General features: G+C 71.9%; 12 protein-coding genes and 2 pseudogenes. 3 read left to right on the forward strand and 11 right to left on the reverse strand.

Going from position 1 to position 12196, the window contains the following annotated elements; all coding sequences use genetic code 11:
• Positions 1-108: 108 nt before the first annotated feature.
• The 9 genes and pseudogenes from IEY95_RS50915 to IEY95_RS43940 form a co-directional block, all read right to left on the reverse strand.
• Positions 109-888 (reverse strand): annotated as a pseudogene (locus IEY95_RS50915) (DMT family transporter); the annotation flags it as partial.
• A 49-nt stretch (positions 889-937) separates the two neighbouring features.
• The gene (locus tag IEY95_RS43905; protein WP_189191888.1) at positions 938-1765 is read right to left on the reverse strand and encodes an AraC family transcriptional regulator; all 828 of its coding nucleotides are present in this window, start codon (positions 1763-1765) and stop codon (positions 938-940) included.
• A 30-nt stretch (positions 1766-1795) separates the two neighbouring features.
• On the reverse strand, positions 1796-2311 hold the full coding sequence (locus IEY95_RS43910) for a TetR/AcrR family transcriptional regulator (RefSeq protein WP_189191938.1): 516 nt from the start codon (positions 2309-2311) through the stop codon (positions 1796-1798).
• Positions 2312-2315: 4 nt separating this feature from the next.
• The gene (locus IEY95_RS43915) at positions 2316-2729 is read right to left on the reverse strand and encodes a DUF4260 family protein (RefSeq protein ID WP_189191889.1); all 414 of its coding nucleotides are present in this window, start codon (positions 2727-2729) and stop codon (positions 2316-2318) included.
• A gap of 253 nt (positions 2730-2982) precedes the next feature.
• Positions 2983-3561 carry a Uma2 family endonuclease gene (locus tag IEY95_RS43920; protein ID WP_229703787.1) on the reverse strand — a complete coding sequence of 193 codons (579 nt, stop codon included), beginning with the start codon at positions 3559-3561 and terminating at the stop codon, positions 2983-2985.
• Between the two features lie 128 nt (positions 3562-3689).
• A complete protein-coding gene (locus IEY95_RS43925) occupies positions 3690-5123 on the reverse strand; it encodes an RNB domain-containing ribonuclease (RefSeq protein WP_189191890.1) in 1434 nt (477 codons plus the stop codon).
• Positions 5124-5219: 96 nt separating this feature from the next.
• Positions 5220-6032: a helix-turn-helix domain-containing protein gene (locus IEY95_RS43930; RefSeq protein WP_189191891.1), complete on the reverse strand. Its 813-nt coding sequence runs from the start codon at positions 6030-6032 to the stop codon at positions 5220-5222.
• A gap of 10 nt (positions 6033-6042) precedes the next feature.
• Positions 6043-7071, reverse strand: a complete 1029-nt coding sequence (locus tag IEY95_RS43935) for an NAD-dependent epimerase/dehydratase family protein (RefSeq protein WP_189191892.1) — start codon at positions 7069-7071, stop codon at positions 6043-6045.
• 112 nt (positions 7072-7183) lie between these two features.
• Positions 7184-7282: pseudogene (locus tag IEY95_RS43940) on the reverse strand (IS5/IS1182 family transposase); the annotation flags it as partial.
• Positions 7283-7398: 116 nt separating this feature from the next.
• Here IEY95_RS43940 and yaaA point away from each other — a divergent pair.
• Positions 7399-8199, forward strand: coding sequence for a peroxide stress protein YaaA (gene yaaA, locus IEY95_RS43945; RefSeq protein ID WP_189191893.1), 801 nt, complete (start codon positions 7399-7401; stop codon positions 8197-8199).
• Between the two features lie 164 nt (positions 8200-8363).
• A complete protein-coding gene (gene eda / locus IEY95_RS43950) occupies positions 8364-9017 on the forward strand; it encodes a bifunctional 4-hydroxy-2-oxoglutarate aldolase/2-dehydro-3-deoxy-phosphogluconate aldolase (protein WP_189191894.1) in 654 nt (217 codons plus the stop codon).
• Between the two features lie 115 nt (positions 9018-9132).
• Here eda and IEY95_RS43955 read toward each other — a convergent pair whose 3' ends face one another.
• Positions 9133-9735, reverse strand: a complete 603-nt coding sequence (locus tag IEY95_RS43955; protein WP_229703788.1) for a zinc-dependent alcohol dehydrogenase family protein — start codon at positions 9733-9735, stop codon at positions 9133-9135.
• Between the two features lie 173 nt (positions 9736-9908).
• Between IEY95_RS43955 and IEY95_RS43960 the strand changes: the two genes are divergently transcribed.
• Complete coding sequence (locus IEY95_RS43960; RefSeq protein ID WP_189191896.1) at positions 9909-10709, forward strand: helix-turn-helix domain-containing protein; 801 nt, start codon at positions 9909-9911, stop codon at positions 10707-10709.
• A 78-nt stretch (positions 10710-10787) separates the two neighbouring features.
• On the opposite strand, the gene IEY95_RS43965 is transcribed toward IEY95_RS43960, so the two are convergent.
• Positions 10788-12149 carry a bifunctional RNase H/acid phosphatase gene (locus IEY95_RS43965; protein WP_189191897.1) on the reverse strand — a complete coding sequence of 454 codons (1362 nt, stop codon included), beginning with the start codon at positions 12147-12149 and terminating at the stop codon, positions 10788-10790.
• Positions 12150-12196: the final 47 nt, after the last annotated feature.

A 12196-nucleotide genomic window follows, 5' to 3' on the forward strand; every position in this document is an offset into this window, starting at 1 on the left:
CGACCATGGTACCGGGCGGGCGGGGCGCCGAGGACCGGCAGTCGCCGTGGCCAGGACCGAGCCCGCCAGGATGAGGGTGAAGGCTGCGAGGGTGCCGGGGGTCAGGGTTTCGTTGAGGAAGACGGCTCCCGCCGCCACCGCTACCGCCGGGTTGACGTACGTGATCACCGTCGCCCTCGTGGGGCCCGCCTCCTTGATCAGTTCCAGGAAGGCCACGAAGGCGACCGCGGTGCAGATGACGCCCAGGCCGGCAAGGGCGGACAGGACCTCGGCGGACGGCACCTCCGCAGGCCAGGTGGCCGCCGCCGCGGGGGCGTAGACCAGCGCCGCCAGGGCCAGGCACGGGGCCGTGAGGTGGAGCGACGGTACGTCCTTGAGGTGGCGGGCGGCTATCACGGGTGCCGTCGCGTAGCCGACGACCGTCAGCAGTACCTCGGCCAGCGAGCGGGCGTCGCCGCCGGTCAGGTGCGGGACGGTGAGGACCGCGACGCCGGACAGGCCCAGGGCCAGGCCTGTCATGCGGCGGGCGCCGAGTCGTTCCGTGTCGCCGAAGAGGCGGGCCGCGGCGACACCGACGATCGGCACGCCCGCGATCAGCAGGCCCGCGGTGGAGCTGGAAAGGTGGCGTTCGGCGTCCGTGAGAGTCCACCAGGGGACCATGATCTCGATGCACGCGAAGGCCAGCATCGGGCGCCAGTGGGTTCGTACGGTTCGGGTCAGGCCGCCCTGGCGTATCGCGAACGGGAGCAGCAGCGCGGCGCCTACCGCGCAGCGTGTGAACACCACCATGGACGGGGACACGCCATCCACCGCCACCTTGATCATCAGGTAGGGGATGCCCCAGACCACTCCCATCAGGGAGAACAGGAACCAGCCACGTGCAGTCATGCGGGCAGTTTCGGCCGCCTCGACGTGCGGCGTCTTGAACGCTGTTGCGCTACGGCGACGGGAACACGCTCGCGCGGTACGCCGCCGGGGTCACCCCCAGCACCCGCCGGAACCAGCGCGTCAGGTGTGCCTGGTCCGCGAAGCCCACGAGCGAGGCCACCTCCGCCGGCCGCAGCCCGGACTCCAGCAGCCCCCGGGCCCGGTTCACCCGGTGCTGGGCCAGCCAGGCGTACGGCGGTATCCCCATCGTCGTACGGAAGGCGCGCAGGAGCTGGTAGCGGGACAAGCCCAGGTCCGTGGCGAGGGAGGCGAGGGAAGGGGGTGCCTGGAGTTCGTCGGCCAGGCGGTCGCGTACGGCGTGGGCTATGTGGGCCGCTCCCGGGACCGTGTCGCACGCCGGGCGAGCCGTGGAGTGGCGCCGGGCCAGGGCCGTGAACAGCCACGGGAGGCGGGACTCGGCCTCCAACGGGTCGGGGCAGACGCTGAGTTCGGTGTGCGCGGTGCGCAGCGCGGCCGCCAGCTCGGGGTCGTCGAGGAGGGGGTCGCGGAAGTGCGGGAGGCCGCCGAGGGTGCCCTCGGTGAGGAGGGAGGGCTCGGCGTAGAGGGCGCGGTAGGCGTAGCCGTCGGTGGCGTTGCCCGGGCCGCCCGTGTGCATCTCGCCGGGGGCCAGGACGACGATGGAGCCCGGGCCGGTGCGGATGTGACCGCCGCGGTAGTCAATGACCTCGGAGCCGCCGACGCAGACGCCGATGGTGAACTCGTCGTGGGCGTGCGGCGCATAGCGGAACGTGTCGAAGCGGGCGGTCAGCAGGTCCAGGGGCCGGCCGTCGCGGCCGAGAGTGGCCCGGGTCCAGCGGGCCTCTTCGCGTACGGTCACGGTCCTTGTCCCCCGGTTCCTCCAGTCCTCTCAGTGCAACGCCCGTGTCCCCCGTTTCCATGCCGCGTCCAGGTCCGCGTCGTCCGGAAATCGCCCGTGGATCTCCAGGATCACCATTCCATGGGCGAATGCCCAGGTCGCGCGGGCCAGGTCCAGATCGCCTCCGCACGCTCGCATCAGCGGTGCGGCGGCCCGGTCCTCCAGGCCCGCCGGGAGGGACGCGCGCGGCAGGGGGCGTTCGGTGGCCAGGCAGTAGAGGTGCGGGTGGGCGAGGGCGTACGCGCGGTACGCCTCGGCCAGCGCGGGAAGCGAGCCGGGCTCGCGCGCCTCGGCGGCCTCCATGGCCTCGGCGGACTCGGCGAGCATCTGCGCGATCAGCTCGACCTCCACCGCCTGCTTGTCGGGGAAGTGCTTGTAGAGGGACGGGGCCTTGATGCCGAGGTGGTCGGCGAGGGCCCGCATGGTGAGCGCGGCGGGGCCGGACTCCTCCAGGAGCGTCCGGGCGGCCTCCACGATCTCCTGAGACCGTGCGGACCGTGCGGTCAGTCGTTCAGCCACGCTGGAAACCCTCCTTCGTCCGCAGTCCGTATCCGAAGGCGCGATCGTACGAGATGTGGGCGAGCCAGCCGCACAGGGCCGCGAACGCGGGGGCCCAGGTCACGGGCCCGATCGCGTAGAGCCCCACGAGAGCGAGCGGGACGAGGGCCCGGTGCAGCGCGTTGTAGTACGGCACCGCGCGGGGCGGCAGCTGCCCCTTCGCCATACGCGGCGCGTCGTCGAGGGCCACCAGGAAGGTCAGGTCCGGGACGACGAAGAACGCGAGGGCGAGTGTGCCCGCGAGCCAGCCGTGGTTCACGGCTTCGAGAACCGCGAACGCCGACCAGAACAGGGCCGAGGCCAGCCAGGCGGTCCGGCGAATCACGGCGAGGGTGGAGCGGGACGGGCCGGCGGTGACCGTGCTCATGACTGCCTCCTAGGGGTCTCCCGACGTCAAGCTAACGCCGTTAGCCAGACTCTATGGCTAACGGCGTTAGCCGTCAAGGAATCGACGACACCACCCGCTCCAGCCCGTCGAAGGCGGTGCACACGCTGGGTCGGCCGGGGATCCGGAGGACGCGCTCGTCGAGGCCCTGGGGCGATGGTTCGGGGAGCCTGCCGGCGCTTGACCCGGGCGCGGCCGGGGTTCGGCACCGGTCGGGGTGGGTCAGCGAGGGCGTTCAGAGGAAGTCTGTCGTGTCCAGATCGAAGGCGAACGGCTCCGGGAGGGCGAGTGACTTGCCGAAGGGGAGCATGCAGACCTGCCGGTAGTCGTCCTTCTCGGGGTCACTGAAGAGCGTCAGTGATGAGGCGTCGCGGTCGATGAGCAGGTAGAGCGGGATGCCGCCGCGCGCGTAGCAGCGGCGCTTGGCCTCTCGGTCGGCCCCCGGCTTGGTGAACGTGACCTCAAGGACCATGGCAACACCGTCACAGGGCATCCAGGAGTCGGCGCCCCGATAGAGACGCAGCTCCAGAGGGGCGAAAGTGCCGTCCGGGATCGCGTGGTTCTTCGGGCAGGCGCCCCCGCTCTTCAGTTTCAGGCCCTTGTTCCCAGAGAATTGCATGTCGGTCGCGGACCGCCTGATCACCTGGTTCACGATCAGGCCGATGTAGTCCTCGTGGTCCCCGTCCGGCGGCGGCGTCACGACGATCTCCCCCTCGATCAGTTCCGCCCGGAAACCCTCCGGGGTGTCCAAGGCGAGAAAGCCCTCCAGCAGGACCTCCGCCTGCGTGAGCGGCTCGTGTGCCATGGCAGTCATGTCACGCCCCTCCTTCGGTCGATCGCCAGACTGGGACATCGGGGGATCACCCGTCCATGAGATCGGGGACTGTTCCCTCGATCGTGGCGCACGATCAAAAGCGCCGTCAGGGTTGGCCCGCCGGGCACTCACGCGGGCGCGAACAGCACCTTCGCCGTTCCCGGGTCGGCCTGCATGAGCCGGACGCGGAGCCGCTCGCCCAGCGGCAGTCCCGTCGTGCCGCCCGCGACGCGCGCGAAGACCGCCGGGGACTCCAACTGCACGGTGCCGACGGTGGGTTCGTGCTCCTCCACGTCGACCACGCAGCCCTCGAAGATGTCGCCCACCCGGTCCTTGAGCAGCGCGGCCTCCACGATGTCCACGCACTCGCGCTCGACGGTGCCCGCGCGCCGGGCGCCGTCGGCCATCTGCCCGGGGAGGTCGTCGAGGGCCGCGAGAACCCACTCGGGGGGCGGCTGATCCGCGGCCGCCGCGAGGCAGAGCTCCGAGGCGTAGCGGTCGACGAGGCGGCGCAGGGGGGCCGTGCAGTGGGCGTAGGGCGCGGCCACGGCGGCGTGCAGGGTGACCTCCGGAAGGACGCCGTCCCGGAACACCGTGTAGCCCGCGCCGCGCAGCAGCGTCGTGCACTCCTGGAGGAAGGCCGCGTGGTGCGGCCAGTGCGGGTCGAGGGAGCGGATGAGCTCCGCGTACGAGACATGGTGCGGCCAGTCGATGCGGAGGGCCTGTGCCGTGCGGCGGAGCCGGCCCACCGCACCGTCCGGGGCGGCGGGCAGCGTACGCAGGACCCCCGTGCCGTGCGAGAGCATCAGCTCGGCCGCCGCCATCCCGGTGAGCAGGGAGAGCTGCGCGTTCCAGCCCTCGGCGGCAAGCGGGGCGCGGTAGACGAGTTCGTACGTCCCGTCCTCGTCGCGGATTTCCTGCTCGGGGACGTTCAGCGAGATGCCGCCGCGCTCGACCTCCAGTCGCTCACGGGCCTCCCCGATGTCCTTGAGGAGGGCCAGCGGCTCCTCGGCCGTCCCCTCTCCGATCTGCTTCTGCACGTGCGTGTAGTCGAGCTTGGCGCGGCTGCGTACGAGGGCACGGCGTACGTCGGTCGCCTCGGTACGGCCGTCCGAGTCGAGGTCGAGCGTCCACAGCACGGCCGGGCAGGTCTGGTCCGGGAGCAGACTGGCGACCCCTTCGGACAGCTGGGTCGGGTGCAGCGGGACCTTCTCGTCCGGGAAGTAGAGGGTCATGACGCGGCGGTGGGCCTCGGCGTCCAGGGCGCCGCCCGGTGCGACGAAGGCGGCGACGTCGGCGATGGCGTACTGGACGCGATAGCCGCCCTTCTCGCGGCGCGCGAGGTGCATCGCCTGGTCGAGGTCGGTGGACGTCCGGGGGTCGATGGTGAAGAGGGGGATGTCCGTCGCGTCGTAGGAGGGCAGACGGGGTGGCCGGGCGGCCTCGGCGAGGACGTCGGGCGGGAAGCTCTCCGACACCCCCAGCTCGGTCCGCAGCGCGCGGAGGGCTGCTCGCAGGGGAGCCTCCGGTGCACCGGTGACACGGATGTGGCGGCGAGGCATACGGCGAGCGTAGGACGCGCTCCTTCACCCGGCACCCCGAGTGCACCCGGCTGCCCGAGTGCGCTCGGCACTGAAGTTCGCCGTCCTCGCACGGTGTCAGAGGCTGCTCAGGAGTGTCAGGCGCTCGGCGCTGGTGGAGCCTTGATCGGCGTAGTAGACGACGATCAGCTGGCGAACCTGCGGGCGCACCATCTTCTCGTAGTGCAGGTCGAGCTCACCGACGAGCGGGTGGTTGAACCGGGTGTAGCCGGTGTCGCGGCGGCGGACCTCGTGGCGGGTCCACAGAGTGCTGAAACGCTCGCTGGCGACGGTTAGTTCGCCGATGGTCTCCAGCAGCTCCGGGTCGGCGTCGTCGATATTGAGCATGGCGCGCAGGCCGGAGACGGCCTTGGCAGTCATGTCGTCCCACTGCGGGTAGAGGCTGCGCATCTCGGGTTCGAGGAAGGCGGCCCGTAGGGGGTTGTGGCCCACGGCGAAGAAGGGGCACAGCAGCACCGCGAGCCGATTGGCCGCGACGACGCGTCCGCCAGGCCCCTGGGCGTAGGCGGGGGTCTGCGCCCAGCTGTCCAGGAGCGGCTGGAGATCGCCCTGGTTACGGGTGCGGGTGCGCGGCCTGCGGGCGGGCGGGGCGGGGTGGGCGAGGCGATGCAGGTAGGCGACCGCGTCCTCGTCGAGCTGCAGCGCGCCGGCCAGGGCGGCCAGGATCTGCTCGGAGGGGTTGAGGTTACGGCCCTGTTCCAGGCGCAGGTAGTACTCGGGACTGATGCCGGCCAGCTGGGCGACCTCCTCCCGCCGCAGTCCGGGTACCCGGCGCCGCTCGCCCGCGGGCAGCCCCACCTGTTCCGGGCTGATCTGCCCGCGCCGGGCCCGCAGGAACTCGCCCAGGGTGTCGGCCATCTCATGCGCCATGCTCTCGACGCTAGCCGCCCAGCAGCCCGAGGCGGACCAGGCTCTCGGCGGTGGCCACGACGGCGTCCTCGTTGGAGCGCGGGGACCAGTCCAGCTCCTTGCGGGCCTTCGCGTGGGAGGCGTGACGTACCACGCCCAGCTGCGGCACCGTCTCGCGCAGCGCGGGGTTGACCATGGCCAGCAGGCGCACCAGCCAGGCCGGAGCCGACTTCGTGGGGGCCTTGACGGCGGCCTCGCCGAGCCGGGCACGCAACGCGAGGGCGATGTGCTGGAAGGAGATCGGCTCGCCCGCGAGCGCCAGGTACCGCTGTCCCGCCGCGTGGGGCGCGGCCATGGCACGTAGATGCAGGTCGGCCGCGTCGCGTACGTCGACCGTGTTGGTCCAGATCGGCGGCGCGGCCCGCATCCCGCCGGTCAGCATCGCGTGGACGAAGCGGATCGATGCGGCGTAGTCCGGCCCGAGGACCGGGCCGAAGATTCCCACGGGGTTGACCACGGTCAGCTCCAGGCCGCCGCCCTCGGCCTCGATGAAGTCCCAGGCAGCCCGTTCGGCAACCGCCTTGGACTTGACATACGCGGACACCCCCGGCCCTTCGGTCTGCGTCCAGTCGTCCTCGGTGAAGGTCCGCCCGGTGCGGCCATGGCCGTACCCCACCGCCGCGAAGGAGGAGGTCAGCACGGTGCGCCGCACGCCCGCGTCCCGGCTGGCGCACAAGACCCGCAGGGCCCCGTCCCGGGCCGGGACGATCACATCGTCGTCGTTCTTCGGCTGCGCTCCGGGAAACGGCGAGGCCACGTGCAGGACGTAGTCGGCCCCCGCTACGGCCCGGTCCCAGCCGAGGTCGGACGTCAGATCCGCCTCCACATAGGAGACACCGTCCGCGTGCGGGGCCCCGGCCACGGCGAGCATCCGCTCGACGTCGGGCCGCCGTGTCACGGACCGCACCGTGGTCGTGACGGTGTGCCCGGCGGTCAGGAGCTGCGCGATCGTGTGGGAACCCAGAAAACCGGTTCCGCCCGTGACGAGTACATGTGCCATGCCTCCATGCTCACCACCCGGATCGTCGCGTTCCAGATCTCACCGATACCAGTACTCCGAGGGACAGGCTCAGCGCACAGCACCCCGCGCGCCCCTGCCCCCTCCCTCAAGTGCCGCCCATCCGCAGGACCGCCGGCGGGGTGCCGTGCCCGTCCGTGATCAAGTGATGCTTCGAGCCGGCCCGGCCCCGATCGACCAGCGACGGCCCCACCCCGGGCTGAACGCTCGACTCCCGCCCCGGACACGGCAGTCAGGAGCGATCCCTCTCATTGTTTTGGCCGTTGTTAGGCTGGCGCCGGGCCACACCGCCGTTAGGAGAACCACACCGTGCTCGTGCTGCTGCCGCCCTCCGAAGGCAAGGCGCCCTCCGGCCGGGGAACCGCGCTGAAGCTGGAGTCGCTGTCCCTGCCGGGCCTTACCGAGGCGCGCCAGGCGGTCCTCGACGAGCTGGTCGAGCTGTGCGCGGCCGACGAGGACAAGGCCCGTGAGGTGCTCGGACTGAGCGAGGGCCTGCGCGGCGAGGTCGCCAAGAACGTGGACCTGCGGACGGCGGGCGCCCGCTCGGCCGGGGAGATCTACACGGGCGTCCTGTACGACTCCCTGGACCTGGCCTCCCTGGACACGGCGGCGAAGCGGCGGGCGGCGCGCTCGCTCCTCGTGTTCTCGGGGCTGTGGGGCGCGGTCCGGGTGACCGACCGGATCCCCTCGTACCGCTGCTCGATGGGGGTGAAGCTGCCCGGGCTCGGGGCGCTGGGCGCGCACTGGCGTGCGCCGATGGCCACCGCGCTGCCGGAGGCCGCCGGCGGCGGGCTCGTGCTGGACCTGAGGTCCTCGGCGTACGCGTCGGCGTGGAAGCCGACGGGCGAGGTCGCGGGGCGGACGGCGACCGTGCGGGTGCTGCACTCCCAGATGGTGAACGGGGTCGAGAAGCGTTCCGTCGTCAGCCACTTCAACAAGGCGACCAAGGGCAAGATCGTACGAAGCCTGCTCAGCGCGGGCGCCGCGCCGAAGGGCCCGGCCGAGCTGGTGGAAGCGCTGCGGGACCTCGGGTACGTGGTGGAGGCGGAGGCTCCCAGCAGGGCGGGCAGGCCGTGGGCGCTGGACGTGGTGGTGACGGAGATCCACTGAGAGCGCGGCTCGATCGGTTGCGAGTGCCGCTCGATCGGTTGCGAGTGCCGCTCGATTGGTTGCGAGTGCCGCTCGATCGATTGCGAGTGCCGCTCGATCGATGCGCATTGCAGCATGCGCAATGACCTTTGCGCGTGCTGCACACCCCGGGCAGGATGAGGCGTATGACTTCGCCACTGCCCTCGCCTTCGCCTGCCTCCGTACTGGATCTCGCCCCCGTGGTCCCCGTGGTCGTGGTCACGGACGCCGCCGACGCCGTACCCCTGGCGCGGGCGCTGGTCGCGGGTGGGCTGCCCGCGATCGAGGTGACGCTGCGGACGCCGGTCGCGCTGGACGCGATCCGGGCGATCGCGGCCCAGGTGCCGGACGCGGTGGTCGGCGCGGGCACGGTCCTGTCACCGCAGCAGGTGGCCGACTCGGTGGCGGCGGGCGCACGCTTCCTGGTCAGCCCGGGCTGGACGGACGGACTGCTCGATGCCATGCAGGCGTCCGGGGTGTCGTTCCTGCCGGGGGTGTCCACCACGTCGGAGGTCGTGGCGCTGCTGGAGCGGGGCGTGCGCGAGATGAAGTTCTTCCCGGCGCAGGCGGCGGGCGGTACGGCGTATCTCAAGTCGCTGGCGGGCCCGCTGCCGCAGGCGCGGTTCTGCCCGACGGGCGGCATCGGTCCGGCCTCCGCGCCGGAGTACCTCGCGCTGCCCAACGTCGGCTGCGTGGGCGGGAGTTGGATGCTCCCGCAGGACGCGGTCGCCGGGCGGGACTGGGGCCGGATCGAGGCCCTGGCGCGGGAGGCCGCGGCGCTCAGGTCACCACTGGGATGACGGCCGCGCCGTCACCACTCGGATGACGATCGAGCATTCGCCACTCGGATCATGACCGCGCAGTGGCCACTCGGACGACAACCTTGCCCAAGGCCGCCGCTCGGACGACGGCCGCTCAGGCCGCCACCCGGATGACGACCTTGCCGAAGGCCGCCCCGCTCTCGTAGTGGCGGAAGGCCTCGTGGACCTCGTCGAAGCCGAAGACGCGGTCGATGACCGGGCGCGTCCCGTGCAGCGTCAGCGCCCGGTTCATGGACTCGAAGTGCGCCCGGCTGCCGACGAACACCCGGCGGATCGTCGCCAGACTCGCCGCGTACGCCGCGTTGGAGATCTCGATGCCCGGCCTGCGCGGGTTGCCGGTGATCAGGAGCACGATCTGGCCGTAGAGCGCGGCGGCGCACATCGACTGCTCGATGGTGTCGGGGCCATTGGTCTCGACGACGAGGTCCGCACCGCGACCGCCCGTCAACTCCCTCACCGTCAACCCCCATTCGGGGTTCTCCGCGTAGTTGACGACGTGGTCCGCGCCGAGCGCCTTGAGACGGTCGGCCTTCGCGGCGCTCGACGTCGTCGCGATGACCTCGGCGCCCAGCATCTTGGCGAACTGCACCACGAAGAGGGACAGCGCGCCGGTGCCCAGGGTGAGCGCGGTCTGGCCGGGGGCCAGGGGCTCGCCGCCCATCAGGGAGTGCCAGGCGGTGACTCCGGCGCAGGGCAAGCAAGCCGCTTCCTCCGGGACGGCGATCCAGGACGGCGATGTCGTAGAGACGACTGTCGTCGCGGAGAGTGCCATGTCCTGGAGACGACTGTCGTCGCGGAGATGGCCGTCGTCCCGGCGCGGGCCACGTCGCAAAGACCGCGATGTCGTACCCGTGACGTACAACTGATCCCATGACCACCAGCATCTCCACCGAGCCCCCTCCCTTCGCCCGGGAGCTGTTGCGCTGGCGCACCGCGCGCCGGGTCAGTCAGCTGGAGCTCGCCTCGCGGGCGGGGACGACGCAGCGGTACGTCAGCTTCATCGAGCGTGGGCGTTCGGTGCCCGGCAGAGAGATCGTGATCAGGCTTGCCGAGTCGTTGGAGCTGACGCTGCGGGAGCGCAACTCTCTGCTTCTGGCGGCCGGTTACGCGCCCGCGTTCGCCGAGTCACCGCTCGACGCGGTCGCGCTGAAGCCCGTACGGGAGGCGCTGGACAGCATTCTCGAAGGGCATCTGCCCTATCCGGCCGTGGTGGCGGGGCCACGGGGTGAACTCGTCGCGGCCAACGAGGCGTTCGACGTCCTCACCGAGGGGGTCGCCCCGGAACTGCTCGCACCGCCCGTCAACGTACTGCGCCTCGCGCTGCATCCGCGCGGGATGGCGTCACGGGTGGTGAACCTGGACGCGTGGGGGCAGCACATCGTGGAGAACCTGCGGGCCCGGGCCGTCCGCAGCCCCGATCCCCGGCTCGACGCGCTGACCGAGGAGCTGGCGGAGTACGTACCGGCGAGCGCGCCCGGCGCGGACTACCTCGGCTTCGCCGTACCGCTGCGACTGCGCTGCGCGGAGGGCGAGTTGAGACTGCTCACCACGCTGACGTCGTTCGCGACGGCAGTGGACGTCACGCTCGCCGAGCTCCACCTGGAGGCGTTCCTCCCGGCGGACCGGGAGACGGCGGAGATCCTGCGGAAGCGCGCCGCGCAGCGCACGTGATCAGCACTCATGACCAGCGCACGTGATCAGCACTCAAGACCAGCGCACGTGATCAGCTCGCCTGATCAGCGCACGTGATCAGCGCAGGTGAGACGTGTCGTTGAACAGCCGGACGCTCGCGTTGCCGTCCGCGTAGTACGCCACCGCGGAGAGCGAGGCCGCGGACAGTTCCATACGGAACAGGGACTCCGGCGGGGCGCCGAGGGCGAGGCGTACGAGGGTCTTGATCGGGGTGACGTGCGAGACGAGCAGGACGGTGCGGCCGGCGTACGAGGCGATCAGCTTGTCGCGGGTGGTGGCCATGCGACGGGCGGTCGCCGCGAAGCTCTCGCCGCCGCCGGTCGGTTCGGCCTTCGGCGAGGCGAGCCAGGCGTTCAGGTCGTCGGGGTAGCGCTCCCGCACCTCGCCGAACGTCAGCCCCTCCCAGGCACCGAAGTCCGTCTCGCGCAGCCCGTCCTCGATGACCACGTCGAGGCCGAGGCGGGCGGCGACGGCGCCCGCGGTCTCGCGGGTCCGGGTGAGCGGCGACGCCACGATCGCCTGGATCGTGCCGCGTGCGGCCAGCGCCGCGGCGACCCGCTCGGCCTGTTCCCGGCCCACGTCCGACAGCGACGGGTCGCTGCCGCCGCTGCCCGAGAACCGCTTCTGCGGGGTCAGGAGGGTCTCGCCGTGGCGCAGGAGTACGAAGGTGGCGGGGGCGCCCATGTCGGGGGCTGCGCCCCAGCCGACGGTCGGTGCGGTGGCGGCCACGTTCTGCGCGGCCCTCATGTCGCTTTCGGCCTGTGCGGCTCCGCCGCCGGGTGACGGGGTGGACCCGGGAGTCGTCAGACCGCGGGCCGTCGCGGTCTGGTCGCGCGGTTCCCCGCGCCCCTCACGGGGCGCACCCGAACCCGTCGCCGCTGCCAGTGCCGCCCGTGCCTTCGCCGCACCCGCCGCCGCGTCCCCGGGCGGACCCGACGGCTCGGGCGCCGCAGAGCGGGCCGCACGCGCGTCCAGTTCCGCCGTGGACGCCGACGGCGACCACTGCTCGCCCCGCCGTCCCGCGTCCATCGCCTCGTTGGCGAGCCGGTCGGCGTGCTTGTTCCGCTCGCGCGGGATCCACTCGTAGGTGACCTGCTCGGGCGGGAAGATCCGCGCGGCCTCGGCGGCCAGCGGCTTCATGTCCGGGTGCTTGATCTTCCAGCGGCCGGACATCTGCTCGACGACGAGCTTGGAGTCCATACGGACCCGTACCGCGGCGGTCGGGTCCAGTTCGCGGGCCGCGCGCAGGCCCGTCACCAGCCCCCGGTACTCCGCGACGTTGTTGGTGGCGATGCCGATGTACTCGGCGCGCTCCACCAGCGTCTCCCCGGTGGCCGCGTCGATGACCACGGAGCCGTAGCCCGCGGGCCCCGGGTTGCCCCGGGAACCGCCGTCGGCCTCGACGATGAACTCCCGCACGCGTCAAGCCCCTTACAGACTTCTCGCAGACCCGCAGGTCTACCGAC

It is taken from the genome of Streptomyces albiflavescens, assembly GCF_014645835.1.
GTDB lineage: Bacteria > Actinomycetota > Actinomycetes > Streptomycetales > Streptomycetaceae > Streptomyces > Streptomyces albiflavescens.